The sequence below is a fragment of the Acidimicrobiia bacterium genome (assembly GCA_018057765.1).
In the GTDB taxonomy this organism is placed as follows: domain Bacteria; phylum Actinomycetota; class Acidimicrobiia; order IMCC26256; family JAGPDB01; genus JAGPDB01.
In genome coordinates, this window is sequence record JAGPDB010000018.1 from 1 (window position 1) to 18,131 (window position 18,131).

Here is an 18,131-nt window from a genome sequence, read left to right on the forward strand (position 1 = left end):
GTGCTCACGCATACTTATCTTTAATATATTCTCCAAAAGATGAGATTCAAGGTGATGCCGTACGACTCTTATACCTACATGTACCTGTTGCTTGGCTAGCTTATGTATCTTTTGCTGTTACCACCCTTTGTTCAGTGCTTTACTTGATACCTAAAACACGTTCTAACGTGTACGATATTCTAGCTGGGGCAAGTGCAAAAGCGGGTATAATTTTTTGTTCACTAACACTGATACTTGGAGCTCTATGGGGTAAACCAATTTGGGGAGTTTTTTGGGCATGGGATGCCAGGATAACTTCAACGACAATACTGTTATTTTTATATATAGGATATGTTGCAATTCGAACATTGGCTCGTGACGAAAAATCTAGAAAACGAAATGCTTATGTTGCTCTTTTTGCATTTGTCGACGTTCCCGTTGTTCATTTTTCTGTTAGCTGGTGGCGTACATTGCACCAAGAGGGTACAGTTTTTAGTGAAGCAAAACAAGCAAATATTGAAGGCTCGATGGCGGCAGCGTTACTAGTGGGTGTTGTAGCATTCACACTATTGTTTATATATATGCTCGATAGACAATTTATTAAAGATTTGCAGAATGAAGATATATTAGACAAAGGTCTTGATGATGCAATTAAGCTAAGAAAAGAAGAGGCAATGAAATGAGCAACTGGGGATATGTTTCTATAGGCTGGATATCAACTTATATCACTATAGCTTGCTGGTTTTATTATTCAAAGCCAAAAAAAATAGAAAAATAGTTAATCATGAAATCTAAAAGAAATCGTACTATTGCACTTATAGTTATTTTATTATTTTCTATTTCTGCATTAGTATTTTTAGGTCTTAAAGGTAATGTTATTTATTATTATGATGTTACAGAAGCAGTCACTAAATCGAAAGCGCAAGGTACAGATAGATTCAGGATAGCTGGCGCAGTACGAATTGGTAGTGTTAGCAAAAAAAATAATACCGTTGAATTTATTGTTACTGATGGTGGAACAAACGTAAAAGTCATACATCGAGGAGACCCGCCACAACTATTTAAAGATTCGGCACCTGTTGTATGCGAAGGTAGTTGGAAAAAAGGGTCCGAAGGTAAAATATTTGAATCTGATCGTATATTAATAAAACATGGTAATGAATATAAGCCACCTGCAGTGGAGCAATAATTGATATGGTTAGCTTGATCGGAACATTTACTTTAGCAAGTGCTGTAATTTGTTCTTTATTTAGTGTTATTGGATTTTTTCTAAGTTTGATTTCAAAAAATCGTTCGAATTTTTATAATAGGAATGCAAGAATATTAAATTATTTGTCAGCATTTTCTATTTTGGCAGCATTCATAGTATTAGAAGTCGGATTATTCCAAAGAGATTATTCAATTCAATATGTATATGAACACACAGCTAATTCAACGTCTAAGCTATTCACTTTTACTGGTGTCTGGGCAGGCTTGGAAGGGTCATTGCTGCTATGGGCTCTAATACTTTGTGTATTTTCTGTGGCTACTTTAATGGCGACTAGAAAAAAGAAAGAAAAGAATCTGTCACTCGACGGCACTTCAGTTTTAGCGCAGTTAATTATCGCTTCTTTGGTATTTTTCTTCTCTCTACTAATTTCTATATCATCATCACCGTTTGCAAAAACGAGTGTCAATTATAAAAATGGCTTGGGTCCAAACCCACTACTTCAAGAACATTTCGCAATGGCAATGCACCCACCTTTATTATATATTGGGTATGTAGGATTTGTTGTTCCTTTTGCTTACGCAATTGCTTCATTAATTCGTAAAGATTTTTCAAAACTATATACTGCAAGAGTAAGAAGAACGTCGATCATTGCTTGGATATTCTTGACATGCGGTATTTTACTTGGTGCTTTTTGGAGCTATGAAGTACTCGGATGGGGAGGATACTGGGCATGGGATCCAGTAGAAAATGCTTCACTATTGCCATGGTTAACAGCAACGGCATTTCTGCATTCTACTATTATGCAGTCAAAAAGAAATATGTTAAGAGGCTGGAACTATACAGTTGTAGTAGCTACTTTTGCATTAACAATACTTGGAACATTTCTGACACGATCAGGAATTGTTAATTCTGTTCATGCTTTTTCACAAAGCAACATAGGGGCATGGTTGCTATCGCTTTTTGCACTCATAGTAATCGGCGGTGTATCACTTCTAATATGGAGATATGACTATGTTAAAAGTGAAAAACCTTTAAAAGGAGCAGGTCTTAAAGATACACTTTTTCTATTAAATAATATAGTTTTCTGTATATTTACACTTGTTGTTTTAATAGGCACTACATATCCTTTAATCGCCGATGAAATCAGAGGTGAACAGATATCTATTGGTACACCATATTTTGAAAAGTTTGTAATACCTTTAGGTCTTTCAATATTGCTATTAATGGGTATTGCGCCAATGATGGCTTTTGGTGAAACAAATGTGAAACTTGTCCAGAGACTAAGAATGCCAGTGTTTTTTGCTGCATTAATTATGGCAATAAGTATTATCCTTGATCAGAGCCTATTAACTAGTTTTGCGATAGGAATGAGCACATTTGTTGTTGTGGGTTGTATTCAAATACTTATACGTGCTGGTAAACAAAGTGGATTTAAAAGATTGCTCTTAGAAAGACCGAAAAAGGTCGGTGCTATGGTGTCTCACATTGGTATTGCACTTATAGGTTTATGCATTGTTTTAAGTTCGCATACGTATTCCCATGAAGTATCTTTAATAAAAAATGTACCTAAAAAAGTTGGAAATTATTCACTAACTTTTGTATCAGAAAAGGTAATAGCTAACGCTGATGTAATATCTACATCTGTTGGTATTAATATTTCCAGAAGCGGCGAGAATTTTGGAGTTTATGCTCCTAAAGTTAAAGAGTATCCTGCTCGATCAATGAGTGTAGGAACGCCAAGTGTCCATACATCTTTAGTACGTGATTCATATTTGACTATACTTTCAACACCGCAAGATGAAGATGATACTAGAAGCGTAAGAATAAAAATTACAGAAAATCCTATGGTCTTATATATTTGGCTATCTGGTATTTTGATTGCATTAGGAGCTGGTATTTCTTTATTGCCAACTAAACGAAAAGCTGAGATTATTAAAAAACAAAAGGTATTGAAATAATGGATAATATAGATGTGACGGTAAAGAATACAAAAAATATTCGTATTGGTTTAATTATTATTTTTTTGTCAGTTTTTGGCGGAATTATTTTCTTCTTGTTTGGTAATTTGAAAACCCCAACCCAATATCAAGGAGGAAAAATTGCTGGAAAGCCTGCTCCAAGTATTCAACTCACTTCGATGATTGATAAAAAGACTTATTCTATTGATGCTTTAAAAGGTAAAACTATTTTTGTTAATTTTTTTAATACTTGGTGTATCCCTTGTAAAGAAGAGGAACCAGTATTGGAGGATTTTATTGCAGCAAATAAAGATAATCCTGATTTTATATTTATATCGATTGCGAGACAAGACTCAAAAGATAATATTAATAAATGGATTTCAGAAAAAAATCCCACACAAGATGTTGTTTTTGATGACGGCGAAATTTCTTTAGCGTTCGGAGTGACAGGTCAACCTGAGACCTTTGCTATAGGTAAGGATGGTATAGTCAGTTCCACTTTATTAGCGCGTGCATCACAGAAATCGTTAAATGAAATGTTATCAGCATCGAGCTAAGTTATGAATATTACTAAAGATAAAAAAACAATTATTTTATGGTCTGCAACTATATTACTAGTACTCTTTGCGATATTATTTTCAGCAATAAAAAACACTAATTCTTCAAGTTCGGATAAAACAAGAATTGATTCAATCACCAAACAATTGAGATGTTTAGAATGCGAAGGTTTATCAGTATATGATTCAGATACAACACTTTCAAGTGCAATAAAAAACGATGTAGAAAAAAAAGTTAAAAAAGGTGAATCAGATTCAAAAATCGTATCTTATTACGTGAGCACCTACGGCGAATTCATTCGATTGAACCCAACGAGTAATGATGGAAACTGGGCCGTGTATGTATTTCCAGTATCAGCCATATTGATTTTGTTGTTAGCGGTTTTTGTATATACTCGTAAATCAAAACAGATAAATATTGGGAGCAAGTTAAAATTAAATTCACACTTAATTTTATGGGTTTTCATCATTTTGACCATTTGTACATTGGGTGTTATATATAAAATAGATATTTCAAATAGCGATAACAAAGTATTAAATACTACAAAAACACTAACAACTACAACTACAATACCTGAAGAATTAGAAAAAACGTTGATAAATGATGTGAGAACAAACCCTAACGCGCTTACATATCGTGCTTTAGGGCTATTCCAATTTGCACGCGAAAACTATCTAGATTCACTCAGGAATCTAGATATGGCTGCATCGCTAGATCCCAAAGATGCAGCTTCTCGCGCTTATGCGAGTTATATAGTACTAAGAGCTCAGCAATATGAAAGCGCAAAAACTAGAGCACAAAGCGCGATTGATGCAGACCATAATAATGTACCTGCATTATTCTTTCAAGGATTAATATTGCGTGAATCCCCAGTCCTTTCAGATGCTGAAAAACAGGAAAATATCGACAAATCGAATAAGAATTTTGACTTAGTGCTCCAACTAGACCCGAATGGTGAATTTTCTAGTCAAATCAATGAAATACGAAACTAGTATTTCAAGCTTTATAAAGTGCTTTGTTGCAATTATATAAACAATAAATCAATTCGATGTTATGTGTACATTTCTAATAGAATTTATATATGCAAAAACCTGAAATGAATATAGATGAATCAAAGATTTATGGTGTAACCATAAAAACAAACCGTGGAACAATAGAAATGGATTTAGATCCAAAGCTAGCTCCTAAGACAGTTAACAACTTCGTTAATTTAGCAAGAGAAGGTTATTACGACTCCTTAACTTTTCATAGAGTTGTACCTGGTTTTGTTATACAAGGTGGCTGTCCATCTGGTACTGGAACTGGTGGGCCGGGATATAAATTTGAAGATGAACCTGTAACTGGCGAGTACACACTAGGAGCTCTAGCGATGGCTAACTCGGGCCCGAATACAAATGGAAGTCAATTCTTTATTTGTATTGATGACTGTACTCGTAAACTGACAAAAGATTACAGTCTTTTTGGTTATGTTACTAATGGTATTGAAATTGCACTAGAGACAGAAGTTGGCGATACTATGACGTCAGTTGTCGTTGAAGAAAAAGAACGCGCTTAATATGCGACACTTTTTTTATCAATATGAATAAAGCAACTCCTTCAACTGTTGCTGGAGTTGCAACTGTTGGTGTCGCAAACGTTGGATGGGGCATAACCGACACGATTATAGCTCAATTAAGTTTGGGTGAGTTCACTGTTTGGGTGCACGGAGTAACTGGAGCAATATTCTTATTTACCATTATGGTGATACAAAAACAAAAATTCGTATTTAAAGAATTTTTAAATACTTTTTATCTTGGTATTCAGAGGTCAATAGTCTGGGCGGCATTGTTTATAGCTTTTCAAGAGGATAATCCAACAATAGCAATAACAATTGCTTCATTTTCGTCAGTGATCTCAATACTTGTTTTTTCAAGGTTCTTTCACGAAAAAATAACTCCCAGAGTCTTAACTTTAGCAATGTTTGGTATTGTAGGTGTTTTGTTTATTTCGTTAAAAAATTTAGATAACTTCACTTTTTCACGAGGGGCAATACTCGCTTTAATGATTTTACCACTTGCTTCGACTGGACCATATCTAGTTAGGAAAACTCAAGTTAAAGTTCCGGTAAAGAAATCAGCAATGTACATGTATCTTTGGGTAGCAATATTATTAAGTTTTACTTATCCATTTTTTCCAAAAAATATTCTTATTGGCACACATGAAATAGTATTAATTGCCATTTTGACAATTACTGGTGCAGGTGGACATATCTTGTATAACTACGCACAAGTGCATACTTCATACATATTGAGTATTTTAGTATCTAATATACACACTGTTTCTACAGCAATATTTGCATATATCATTCTTGGTCGAACACTTAATATTCACCAGATTATTGGTGTAATTATAACTCTATCTGTGGTTGGATTTGTGAGTTTTTACCATGGTAGAGACAAATATGTACTCGAAACTATAGATATATAAATTTCATCTAAAAATTAGGTTTTAGTCACAAATTTATAGTTAGAATTAATGTATGACTACAAATTATAAATTGACCAATATTGAGCTCGCAAATAACACATATTTAAAATATGATGAAGCATTAAAGATTATGCGAGATAGATTAGGACGTCAAAATTTAACTTATGCAGAAAAAGTACTCGCTGCACACGCTAATGATGTCAGTACTATTGGCTTGAATCGTGGTGAAGATTATGTCGATTATTTACCTGACCGTATTGCCATGCAAGATGCCACAGCTCAAATGGCATTGCTACAATTCATGACTGCAAATTTACCCAATGTTGCAGTTCCAACTACTATTCATTGTGACCATCTTATTCAAGCCCGTGTTGGAGCAAAAATAGACTTAGGTGTAGCTATTGATTCAAATGTAGAAGTATATGATTTCCTTTCTACCGTTAGTCAAAAATATGGGATTGGATTTTGGAAGCCGGGTTCTGGAATTATCCACCAAGTTGTATTAGAAAACTATGCATTTCCAGGAATGATGATGATTGGAACTGATAGCCATACACCGAATGCAGGTGGTCTTGGAACCATAGCTATAGGTGTTGGTGGAGCAGATGCTGTTGACGTTATGGCAAATTGGCCTTTTAATACAAAAGTACCAAAATTAATAGGCGTTAAGCTTTCAGGCAAACTTTCAAAATGGGCAAGCGCAAAAGATGTCATATTGAAACTTGCAGGAATTTTAACTGTTAAAGGTGGCACAGGAGCAATCATTGAATATTTTGGAGATGGTTGTGAAACTATATCCGCTACAGGAAAAGCGACGATCTGTAATATGGGTGCAGAGATCGGGGCGACTTGTTCTGTATTTCCATATGATCAAACAATGGATAGATATTTACGCGCAACAGAACGTGTTGAACTTGCTAATATAGCACTTGAAAATAAACACAATTTAACCGCTGATAATGATGTGCATTTAAATCCAAATAATTATTTTAATTCTGTAATAGAAATTAATCTTGATGAACTAGAACCCCACCTTGTTGGTCCATCTACTCCAGATTTAGATCGACCAATAAGTGAGGTAGCAAAGGCAGTGGAACTAGAAGGATATCCTAATGATATTTCTGCAACACTTGTAGGTTCGTGCACGAATTCATCATATGAAGATATCGGTAGAGCCGCAAATGTTGCAAGACAAGCATCTAAACACGGGTTAAAAGTTAAAGTACCTTTAATGGTTACGCCCGGTTCAGAACAAGTTAGAGCGACAATAGAACGCGATGGGCTTTTAGCTGATTTAGAAGCAATAGGCGCGACAGTTCTGGCAAACGCATGCGGCCCCTGTATTGGTCAGTGGAAACGTGACGATATAATCGAAGGCACGCCGAACTCAATAGTAAGTTCATATAACCGTAATTTCCCTAAAAGAAATGATGGATCAGCTGCAACTTTGAATTTTATAGGATCTCCAGAAACGGTAGTTGGGTATGCATTATTTGGCAAACTGACTTCAGATTTTACAAAAGAATCATTGATTGGAAAAGACGGTGAAGAGTTTATTCTAGAACCGCCAACTGGTGATGAACTTCCAACTAGTGGTTTTGTTAATGATCCAAATGATCCTTTCGGTTATGTTGCACCTCACGAAGACGGTAATAAAATAACTATTACTGTTTCACCTAATAGCGACCGCATACAGCTGCTAGAACCGTTCAAAGCATGGGATAAGAAAGACTATAAAGGTCTTCGTGTCTTAATGAAAGCTGAAGGAAAATGTACAACAGATCATATTTCTGAGGCGGGTAGATGGCTTAAATATCGTGGTCATTTAGAAAATATTTCAGGAAACTTATTCTTAGGAGCTAATAATGCTTTTACTCCTGGCGAAGTCGGTATGGGAATTGATGTGCGTGATGGAGTACAAAATACACTCCCCGTATTAGCAAAGAAATATAAAGAGGCAGGTATTGCTTGGGTTGCAGTTGGCGATCAAAACTTCGGTGAAGGTTCTTCTCGTGAACATGCAGCAATGGAACCTAGATACATGAATGGTTTAGTGATACTTGTTCGATCTTTTGCTCGAATACATGAAGCAAACTTAAAGAAACAGGGCATGTTGCCACTAACTTTTTCAGACCCAGAGGATTATAATCTTGTTCGCTTTGATGATGCTATAGATGTTTTCGGATTAGCTGTGTTAAAACCTGGTAAACAAATAAAAGTTATGTTAAATCATAGCGATGGAACTAGCGACGAGATAATGACCAACCATACCATGAGTGAAGAACATATAGAGTGGTTTAAGGCAGGTAGTGCATTGAATACCCTTAACTCTTAATGGGATCTAGGCACACACTTCACTTCCTTGCTTCTCACGTCAAGTTTTGTTCATACCTAGATCATAATTTCAAGTCAATCGCCAATTATTCAAATCGCAACTGCAAATGTTCGAAGTGAAATTCAATCGACATTAATTTACATTAAAAGATTTAGTTATCTCGTTTAATGCAGTGGCAAAAGTTTCTATATCTTGTGGCGTTGTTGCGTAACCCCACGAAATGCGAAAAACAGATTCTGCTTCAATTGCGTTTAATCCTAAATTTATTAATGCTGGTGAAATTTCAAATTCTTCAGATCCACAAGCAGAACCAGCATGAATATTAATCTGATGACGATTAAATTCGCTAACTACAGCACTTGCTGCAATACCTTTAATCATTCCAGAAACCATATTTGGTAGCGAATTTTTATTTTTAGAAATCATCTCACAACAATTTTCTCTAAATATGTTTATAATTTGCTCTTTGTATTTTCGGAAAATATTGATTTCATTTTCTAATTCTTCGTAACTTAGTTTGCATAACTCGCCGAACCCTGCAATTGCTAGTGTATTTTCGTTACCACTTCTTCTGGCACGTTCCTGGGTGGCTCCTTTTATAAGAGGTTCAATATGTAAACCATGCTTCAATATTAATGCACTAATTCCTATAGGACCACCCCATGTTGATGATTCAATACTCATTGCATCGACATTAAGCTCAGAAAAATCAATTTTGACATAACCGCTAGCATTGCGAGCATCTAAATGTATTAGACAATCTTCTGATTTAGTTTTGATATTATCAATTATTTCTTTTAGATCAAAAATATCACCGGTATCGGGATGAGCATAGGAAATAAATATTGCTTTTGTATTTTCGTCAATTTCATTTTCTATATTTTCAATATCAATTATTTGGTCATCATCACATTTTATTATTTCATAAATTATTTTTGATTCAAATTTAGATGTAAGTATTTTCTTCGAATTTTCAAAATTGATTCCATAAGCAAAACTAGCAAGCGATTCAGTACTTGATGATGTGAAAATTACTTCTGATGGGCTACATCCAAAATGATTAGCTACATATTGGCGTGATTCTTCAATTTCGTAGCGAATCTTGATAGCATCATCATAAAGTCTCCTTGGATCATAAAAATCATTCCTCGAAGCAAGCTCATCGAGCATTTTTTTTCGTACATTATCCCTAATAGGGGCACTTGAAGCATAATCTAGGTGCGTGCGATAAGTCATTAGGCTTCCATCTTAGTTAACATTGATGTTATGGATAACTCTCAAGATAAAAATGTAACTTCAGGACAAGAACAAGAGATTAAATTGACTAAAAAAGGTGAAACCGCTCAAAAAGCAGCTCCACAAAAAGGTCAAGCACCTCAATCAGGTCCCAACCCTTTCAAGAACTCAAAAACTAGAGTCATAGCAGTAGCATCTGGAAAAGGTGGTGTAGGAAAATCATCATTAACTACAAATTTAGCTATAGCTTTAGCAGCTGCAGGTAAAAAAGTTGGAGCATTAGACGCTGATGTATGGGGCTTTTCGATGCCAAGAATGTTGGGTATAGATTCACCACCAGAAGTTGTTGGAGAGAAAATCATTCCACCGGAACAACATGGTGTAAAGCTCATTTCAATGGGGTATTTTGCTAGAGAAGACCAACCTGTCATGTGGCGAGGTCCTATGCTACATAAAGCACTTGAACAGTTTTTAACAGATGTCGAATGGGGAGAACTTGATTATCTGATAATTGATATGCCACCGGGAACTGGTGATGTTTCTCTCTCCATTGCGCAGTTCCTACCCAAGAGTGAAATGATTGTTGTAACAACACCACAAAAGGCAGCGCAGAGTGTTGCACAACGTGCAGCATTTATGGCGGAAACTGTTGATATACATCTAATTGGCGTTATCGAAAATATGAGCTACTTTACTGGTGACGATGGAGTTAAATATCATATTTTTGGACAAGGAGGAGGAAAACTTCTTGCTGATAAGTTAAGTATTCCATTTTTGGGAGAAGTTCCACTTGAATCTCAACTACGTATTGGTGGAGATCAAGGGATTCCTATTGTTATTAGTGATCCAGATAGTGAATCCGCAAAAGCTATAGAAAACATTGCAAAATCAATTATTGAAAACAATGTAATGGTATAACCGAGATTTATAAAGTAAAAAAATTTAAGGAGAATGAATTAATGAGTATTGAAGTAAAAATAGGTATAATCCAACACCCACATGAAGTTGAATTGGAAATGGATATAACAGCAAAAGAACTTATGGCGACTATTAAATCTGCTGTCGATGCAGAAGAACCGTTAATATGGTTAACTTCTAAAAAAGAGAATCAAGTAGGGATTCCTGCAGCTAAAATAGCATTTGTAGAAATCAGAAATGTAGAAGAGTCTTCTAAAAAAATGGGATTCGGATCTTAGGATTTAGATATTGGTTTTAAATTGTGGATATTGAGCAGAAATTAATATTTGTTACAGGTAAGGGCGGGGTAGGTAAATCATTTATCTGTTCCATGCTTGCACATAATTTATCATCGCTAAAAAATAAAAAAGTTTTACTTATAGAATCAGAACCGACGGGTTCATTAGCAAAATATTTTGAACATACACCCGTAGGATATGAACCTGTAGAAATATTTTCCAACATATTTCTTTGCCAAATTAACACACTAGATGCACTTAGCGAATACTTGAAACTATATGCAAAAATTCCTTCTTGGGCTAAATTTGGTCCACTTTCAAAACTCATAGATATAGTTGCCTATGGTGCTCCAGGGGTTAAAGAGATTTTAGTAGTTGGAAAAATATGTTTTGAATTTAAACAAATGTTGGAAAATAAGAGTGAATATGACTACATAATTGTAGATTCACCTTCAACAGGACATATATTATCGCTTTTAGATGCCCCTTGGTCATTACAGAACTTTATTTCTACTGGATTGGTTTCGAAACAAACAAAGTGGATGCGAGAAATCCTTGAAGATAAAAATTCTTGTGGCGTTCTTGTAGTAACTTCTAGTGATGAAGTTGTTCTTAGTGAAACTAAAGAGTTAGTTGAAAAAGTTGAAGATGAAACACATAGTGATGTTATTGGTGTTTTGATTAATAAAGATGCTCAACCAATTGACGAAAACATTTTGAACCTACATGAAGAAACAATTCCACAAGTCCTAGCAAAGCAAATTAAATATATAATAAATGAGAATATCCAAAACAGAAAAATTCTATTCTCGTTGAAGACGAAGGAGAATATGTCTTTTCCTTATATAAATAATCTTGCAAATCCATTACGGAATATTATAAAAAATTCTAAATATTTTAGAGTTGATTCAGAATGAGATTAATTGAATCATTATCTCAGAATCGTGTTGTGGTTACAACTGGCACAGGGGGAGTTGGCAAAACAACAGTTTCATGTTCAATGGCTATTGCACTTGCACATTCGAAAAACGCAAAAGTTTTAGTAATAACAATAGATCCGGCAAAAAGATTGGGTACAGTACTCTCTGAGCAAAATCTAGGTCATGAACCAAAGAAAATTGATCATTCTAAATTTTTTGATAATAAGATCGATGTAAAAGGTGAGTTGTACGGTGTAACTGTTGATATGTCTAAAGGTTGGGATGAACTTATAAATCGCTTTGCTGACTCTAAAGAAGATGCAACAAAAATATTGCAAAACACTATGTATCAGAATTTAACAACTCGTTTTACACACAGTCATGACTTTATAGCAATGGATCAACTATATGAATATTACTATAGAGGTGAATATGACTATATAATTCTTGACACTCCACCAATGAGCCAAGCACTAGATTTTTTTGATGCCCCAAAAATTATTTCAGAATTTTTCGGTGGTAAAATTATTGGACTTGTTACATCTCCGTATCGTCTTAGCCAAACGTCAAAAAGAGCAAAAATATTTGATATAGCAAGTAAACCATTTTTTACCATTGCAAATAAGGTTTTGGGAGAAACATTTTTAAATGATATCGGTGAATTTTTCTATCTTTTCAAAAAAATATACAGTCCATTAGTGCAACGCGCGAACGATATTAATGAGTTTTTAAAATCTGATTCACTCGGATGCACATATATAATGAACCCATTACAATATATAGAAAAAGATTACGAAATTGTATTGTCAAAGCTATCAAGTCGTTCATTGAAAATATCGAACATGGTGATAAACATGCTTCCATTTAGTGATAGTGATGCAACCCTAGTAAAAGATTATATTGAATCGTCAAAAAATGAATTATTAAATAAAGCCATGAGCGAATACCTTGAAAAAGAACTAGAGATAGTTCAAGAAGTCCAGAATAGATTAAATATGGGATCTACTGGTTTTACAAATTCAGATAATTCTATAAACGATGACCAACTAGAGGTATTCTTAGTTCCAAAATCATATGAAATTGATTTATCTATGCGTCTCACATACTTAGTAGATCTTGTTTTAGAATCTATGTCAGCAAATAAAGATTAGGAATATAGGTAAATATTAATGGCATCTTTTAATGAGATTGTTCGACAACACACAGATCTGAATGATGAACAGATCTCGCACATAACAAAACTGATCCGTGTATGGAATATTTTGGCGGATCTTTCATTTGCTGACTTAATTTTAGCGGTACCTGTCAAAGGTGATGAAACACAAAGAAGATTCATCGTAGCTTCAAACATAAGGCCCACTACCGGAACGACTCTGTACCAAAGCGATTTAACAGGAGTTGTCTTACATAGAGATGACAGACCACTCTTGGAAAAGTCATGGTCTAAAGGTGAAATAGTTGAAGGTGCATCTACGACAATAGGTAGGGGACAAGAAATTAGAGTAGAAGTAATACCTGTAGTTTATAAAGGTGATCTAATAGCTGTACTTCGTAGAGAGTATTCTCAAAATTATGTTCGTGTTAATTCTTCATTAGAAAGAGCATATATTAATGCTTTCGAACGTCTTGCACATATGATAAGTGATGGAACTTTTCCTTATAGTACAGAAATGGTTGAACCTGATGATGCCCCTCGAATTGGTGATGGTGTATTGGTTATAAATAATGATTCTGTAATTCAATTTGCTTCTCCAAATGCGATATCTAATTTACATCGACTAGGAATCCATACAGCAGCTATTGGTGCAAAATTAAATCAACTTGGATGGGATGAAACGTCAATACAGATGGCATCACGAACGAGCAATGCTGTAACTGAAGAGATAGAACGAGATGATGTTTCTGTTTTGATTAGGATATTTCCAATATTAAACATGGGGCGATCAGACGGTATTTTAATGATGATGCGCGATGTTACTGAGGTCCGTCGTCGCGACAGGTTGTTGCTCTCAAAAGAAGCCACTATCCGAGAAGTTCATCACAGAGTTAAAAATAATCTTCAGACCATTGCAGCACTATTGCGATTACAGGCACGTCGTCTTGAAACACCTGAAGCTAAATTAGCTTTAGCTGAATCCGAAAGAAGAATTCGTTCAATTGCCATTGTGCATGAGATATTGGCAAGAGAAGCTACTGATTTCGTTAAATTTAGTGAGGTTATTGTTCCACTAGTTGATGTAATTCAAGAAGCAACAACGTCCGAGGATGTAAAAATAGAATTTAATGTTAAAGGTGATGCTGGAATATTGCCAGGTGAAATAGCTTCTCCATTGGCAATTATATTAAATGAATTAATGCAAAACGCAGTTGACCACGCTTTTGATTTTGATAAAATGAAAAAGAATCATGAAGGAGCAAAAGTTGATATTCTTCTTAGTAGAGATGATTCTGGTCTTTCAATAATAGTGGCTGATAATGGTATAGGTTTGAGTGAAAACTTTGATTTGGAATCATCTACAGGTTTAGGTACTGCGATTATGAAGGCATTGGTTATTACTGAATTATGTGGAACTATTACTATGAATAATGGAAATACTAGTGGTACGATTTCAAGGATTAAGATACCCCTAACTGCAAAACGTTCAGGTGCGCAGGATACTGAATAGCGTATAAATATTTAAAAGCTAGGTAAATAAAAGCATAAATTATGCATAAATTATCTCTTTAGTTTTTTTCATAACTCTTCGTTCATCTTCGCTGTAACCACCCCATATGCCAGATTCTTGGTTAGTATCAAAAGAAAACTGTAGACATTGCATCTTTACATCGCATTGGTTACAGACTTCTTTTGCAGCTTCAAGTATCTCTAACGCTCTACCTGTCGTGCCGACTGGAAAAAATAACTCTGCATTTGAACTGCGGCAAATAGCCTGATTTCTCCAATTTTGGTCGTCCCAATCTGTATCACGTATCCATGTAAGCGTCATCTTTTCTCTTTTCAAATTCTAAATGTGATAAATCACTCTTTAAGTACTAAACAACCATTCTAGAGAAATTATTAAAATTTTACAAGGGGTTTGACCTGGTAAAATGTCTAAGATTTAAAAGGTATTGCTATTTTTAGTGATTTTGGAAGAAAATTGACTTCTACTTTCATAGTTGAACCGAGATAATCTCCATCAACTTGATATGGAATAGCATTTTTATTTGCTTGAATAATGCAATGTGAAACGCCTTCACAATGTGCAATATCTTTGTGATGCATAACAGTGTGATGTCGACCAATTGCACTAGCAGCAATTCTTAAAAGCTTAAAGATTGATAATGCGCGTATGGAAGTGATTGTGAGCGCATGATTGATTGACGCCATAGGAGCAATAATGACTTCTTTTTTACCAAAGTATGTCCATGGAGATAGATTTGAAACAATTACCATGTTGGCATCTTTAAAAACTTCTGGATCACTTGATAGCATTCGTATTTCTGGATTGACTTTTTCATCCAATATAACTTTTAGAGTTTGATTTTTTTTATCATAATCTGTTGCATATGTGATAAGTGCATTGTAAAAAGTATATGGGTGGGCTGCAATTTTTTTAATTTTAGCATTACGTTCAACGCGAGCTATCACTTCAGCATCTAAACCAAATCCAGCATTAAATAGAAATATCCTATCGTTAATTTTTCCTACACCAATTTTCTTATATGATTTATTTTCAATAGATACAATTAATTCTCCTAAGGCTTCAATTGGATCATTTGAATATCCTATTGCTCTAGCGAAAACATTGGTAGAACCTCCAGGAATTGGAGCGAGCACTGTATCAGTATTAATCAAGCCTTGTGCGGCCTCATTTAGAGTTCCATCACCAGCTAGTACAAAAACAATATCTTCATTGTTTTCTGCGCATTTCTTAGCAATTTCAATAGCATGTCCCCGTTTTTTGGTATTTTCAATTCGTAAGTTTCCAAAATTATTTAATGCAGTTTCTATCACCTTTAACTTACGGGGCGAAAAACTAGAAGCTGTTGTATTGACAATAAGTGTTATATTTAATACTTCTTTCATAATATACCTATATTATACATATTTTTATTCTAAGAACTTTGCGTGGCAGTATTAAACAAATAGAATGGTTAAAAGAGATTGTGAGTAGATATGTATAAAGGTATTTATGTTCCCGTGATTACACCGTTTTTTGCTGACGGTAGTATTGATTTGGGTTCGTTATCTAAATTGTGTGAACGGTTTATAGAACAAGGTGTATCAGGGATAATACCTTTAGGAACAACTGGTGAGGCTAGCTCTTTAAGCACTACAGAGAGACATGAAGTCGTAGCTACGTGTGCCAAAGCTATAGCTGGAACAGATGTTGAACTAGTAGTGGGTGCTGGTACCAACTCAACTACAACAACAATTGAGCGAATGGATGAGTTTGCAGAATTTTCTCCAAATGCTTTCTTGATCGTTACACCATATTATGTCCGTCCTAGTGAACAAGGTATAATTGAACATTTTTTAATCGCTGCACAAAAAGCAGACGAAATTGGTAGTGATGTTTTGCTTTATAATATTCCAATACGTACAGGAAGATGTGTATCAACAGATGGACTCTTAGAATGTTCAAAACATAGTCGCATAGTAGGTGTCAAACAAGCTGTTGGATCTTTAGATGATGAGACTCTTTTACTAATATCTAAAAACAGAGATGATTTTTCAATTTTAGCTGGTGATGATTATTTAGCGGCTCCAATTACATTACTAGGTGGTAAAGGTGCAGTTGCAGCAAGTGCTCACTTAGCTACAAATATGTGGGTAGAAATGGTTGATGCAGCACTATCTTCAAACTTAGCAAGTACTTTAGAAATACATAATAAGTTGCTACCACTAGTAAAAGCTGGTTTTGGTGAACCTAACCCATCGGTATTTAAGGGTGCATTGGCAAGTACAGGCGAAATTGCTTCTGATTTCGTTCGACTTCCACTTATGACAGCTTCAAAAGAATCAATTAATCAGTATTTAAATATTTTAAATAAATTATAATATTAAAACTTAATTTTATGTAGTTTTGTAATACGATCACGCGTTGATGGATGTGTTGCAAAAAATCGCTCAAAATGTTTATGTTCAAAAGTTGTAATATTTTTAAAAAAGTCAACTAATGGCCGTATACTACCCATTGCGAGAACTGCCATTTTGTCAGCATAATACTCATGGGTTCTACGTATTGCATTTATTAGAATAGTCAAACATAGTGGGAACCCTAAAGCGCATGCTGGTAGTATTACCGGCCATATACTTATGAACAATCCAGAAATCACATATGTGTACCATGACACTAATGTGACACGCGAAATAATACTAGAAATAGACGAATGATCTTGATCAGGATTCGCAGGAACATTAAATGGTTCAAAAATCATATAAGCAGTCAATATAATTGCGCCAATAAAGCCATAAGAAAAGTGATATTCAAGGCCATATGAAACTAGCATTGCCATAGACGAAGTAATTACAAATTGCTCGAATATTCCCGTGATACTCGAATAACGAGTATTAAATCCCATAAGATGAGCTAACTCATGGCATAAAACAGCGACCACTTGCGACTGTGCCTTTTCGCGATCTTTTGGATCATCTAAAATATGTTGTAAGTTATTATCTACTACTACTACGGGGTGTCTTCCTGAATATAGTAACGATGCAGCACTTGGGCAACTACTGTCTATCCCTGTAAATTCATCTAAAGGTATTACCAGCGCCATAGAGACACCTTGCTTTAAGCCAAGTAATCCTTCTGCTGTGTTAAGAGCTGATTTTATTTCTTTTGAGGGATGGGTAGAGGCTGGGATATAAGGTTGTACTTGCGTTCCTTTTAATTGTCGTGACATTTTATTTATGTATTGGTTTTCTTTAACTGCTAGACGTGCTCTAACAGCTCCTCTAATAAATCTCTGCGTTGAATATCGAGCGCATGAATAAGAAAGAATACTTGCAAGCAGAGAAACTAACGTTGTGCCAATCACACTTATAATATGAAGTTGTGTAATTTGAATTGTTATTAATACTATTGCTGCACTGATAGTTAATAGTGGTGCTAATCTAGATGTAAGACGTGAACGAAACAGAACACCTTTTATACTGTTTCTCAACTTTATTGCTCCTAATGATTCTCTTAGATATTATGATACAACAGTTTATATGTTATAGGAGAGACTTTTTGATAGGCTTTTAACTTATTTGTTTCCATGGCAGAGCTAGCAAGCGAAAGA

General features: G+C 34.9%; 18 protein-coding genes. 14 read left to right on the top strand and 4 right to left on the bottom strand.

Going from position 1 to position 18,131, the window contains the following annotated elements; translation table 11 throughout:
- The 8 genes from ccsA to KBF89_06620 form a co-directional block, all read left to right on the top strand.
- Positions 1-662, top strand: a 662-nt coding sequence (gene ccsA, locus KBF89_06585) for a cytochrome c biogenesis protein CcsA (protein MBP9115994.1), incomplete at its 5' end; no start/stop codon positions are given.
- 101 nt (positions 663-763) lie between these two features.
- Entirely contained in the window at positions 764-1,168 is a 405-nt protein-coding gene (locus tag KBF89_06590; protein ID MBP9115995.1) for a cytochrome c maturation protein CcmE, read from the top strand.
- A 5-nt stretch (positions 1,169-1,173) separates the two neighbouring features.
- Positions 1,174-3,147, top strand: a complete 1,974-nt coding sequence (locus KBF89_06595) for a heme lyase CcmF/NrfE family subunit (protein ID MBP9115996.1) — start codon at positions 1,174-1,176, stop codon at positions 3,145-3,147.
- Positions 3,147-3,704, top strand: coding sequence for a redoxin domain-containing protein (locus KBF89_06600; protein ID MBP9115997.1), 558 nt, complete (start codon positions 3,147-3,149; stop codon positions 3,702-3,704). The genes KBF89_06595 and KBF89_06600 overlap by 1 nt, the downstream gene beginning before the upstream one ends.
- A 3-nt stretch (positions 3,705-3,707) precedes the next feature.
- Positions 3,708-4,697, top strand: a complete 990-nt coding sequence (locus tag KBF89_06605) for a cytochrome c-type biogenesis protein CcmH (protein ID MBP9115998.1) — start codon at positions 3,708-3,710, stop codon at positions 4,695-4,697.
- Positions 4,698-4,801: 104 nt separating this feature from the next.
- On the top strand, positions 4,802-5,260 hold the full coding sequence (locus KBF89_06610; protein MBP9115999.1) for a peptidylprolyl isomerase: 459 nt from the start codon (positions 4,802-4,804) through the stop codon (positions 5,258-5,260).
- A 23-nt stretch (positions 5,261-5,283) separates the two neighbouring features.
- Positions 5,284-6,171 carry an EamA family transporter gene (locus KBF89_06615; protein ID MBP9116000.1) on the top strand — a complete coding sequence of 296 codons (888 nt, stop codon included), beginning with the start codon at positions 5,284-5,286 and terminating at the stop codon, positions 6,169-6,171.
- Between the two features lie 52 nt (positions 6,172-6,223).
- Entirely contained in the window at positions 6,224-8,506 is a 2,283-nt protein-coding gene (locus tag KBF89_06620; protein ID MBP9116001.1) for an aconitate hydratase, read from the top strand.
- Positions 8,507-8,638: 132 nt separating this feature from the next.
- Here KBF89_06620 and KBF89_06625 read toward each other — a convergent pair whose 3' ends face one another.
- Positions 8,639-9,742 carry an aminotransferase class V-fold PLP-dependent enzyme gene (locus KBF89_06625; GenBank protein ID MBP9116002.1) on the bottom strand — a complete coding sequence of 368 codons (1,104 nt, stop codon included), beginning with the start codon at positions 9,740-9,742 and terminating at the stop codon, positions 8,639-8,641.
- A gap of 30 nt (positions 9,743-9,772) precedes the next feature.
- On the opposite strand from KBF89_06625, the gene KBF89_06630 reads away from it, so the two are divergent.
- Genes KBF89_06630 through KBF89_06650 form a run of 5 tightly spaced genes read left to right on the top strand, consistent with a single transcriptional unit; the run spans position 9,773 to position 14,524 of the window.
- Complete coding sequence (locus tag KBF89_06630; GenBank protein MBP9116003.1) at positions 9,773-10,660, top strand: Mrp/NBP35 family ATP-binding protein; 888 nt, start codon at positions 9,773-9,775, stop codon at positions 10,658-10,660.
- 41 nt (positions 10,661-10,701) lie between these two features.
- The gene (locus KBF89_06635) at positions 10,702-10,938 is read left to right on the top strand and encodes a DUF3107 domain-containing protein (protein MBP9116004.1); all 237 of its coding nucleotides are present in this window, start codon (positions 10,702-10,704) and stop codon (positions 10,936-10,938) included.
- 23 nt (positions 10,939-10,961) lie between these two features.
- Complete coding sequence (locus KBF89_06640) at positions 10,962-11,855, top strand: AAA family ATPase (protein ID MBP9116005.1); 894 nt, start codon at positions 10,962-10,964, stop codon at positions 11,853-11,855.
- Positions 11,852-13,009 (top strand): AAA family ATPase, encoded by a 1,158-nt coding sequence (locus KBF89_06645; GenBank protein ID MBP9116006.1) that lies wholly within the window; start codon positions 11,852-11,854, stop codon positions 13,007-13,009. The genes KBF89_06640 and KBF89_06645 overlap by 4 nt, the downstream gene beginning before the upstream one ends.
- An 18-nt stretch (positions 13,010-13,027) precedes the next feature.
- Entirely contained in the window at positions 13,028-14,524 is a 1,497-nt protein-coding gene (locus KBF89_06650; GenBank protein ID MBP9116007.1) for a histidine kinase N-terminal domain-containing protein, read from the top strand.
- 39 nt (positions 14,525-14,563) lie between these two features.
- Here KBF89_06650 and KBF89_06655 read toward each other — a convergent pair whose 3' ends face one another.
- Positions 14,564-14,845: a WhiB family transcriptional regulator gene (locus KBF89_06655; protein ID MBP9116008.1), complete on the bottom strand. Its 282-nt coding sequence runs from the start codon at positions 14,843-14,845 to the stop codon at positions 14,564-14,566.
- Between the two features lie 107 nt (positions 14,846-14,952).
- On the bottom strand, positions 14,953-15,927 hold the full coding sequence (locus KBF89_06660; GenBank protein ID MBP9116009.1) for a hypothetical protein: 975 nt from the start codon (positions 15,925-15,927) through the stop codon (positions 14,953-14,955).
- Positions 15,928-16,017: 90 nt separating this feature from the next.
- Between KBF89_06660 and dapA the strand changes: the two genes are divergently transcribed.
- Positions 16,018-16,902 carry a 4-hydroxy-tetrahydrodipicolinate synthase gene (dapA, locus tag KBF89_06665; GenBank protein ID MBP9116010.1) on the top strand — a complete coding sequence of 295 codons (885 nt, stop codon included), beginning with the start codon at positions 16,018-16,020 and terminating at the stop codon, positions 16,900-16,902.
- Positions 16,903-16,904: 2 nt separating this feature from the next.
- Here the strand turns inward: dapA and KBF89_06670 are convergent, their stop codons facing one another.
- The gene (locus KBF89_06670) at positions 16,905-18,011 is read right to left on the bottom strand and encodes a M48 family metalloprotease (protein ID MBP9116011.1); all 1,107 of its coding nucleotides are present in this window, start codon (positions 18,009-18,011) and stop codon (positions 16,905-16,907) included.
- Between the last annotated feature and the right edge of the window lie 120 nt (positions 18,012-18,131).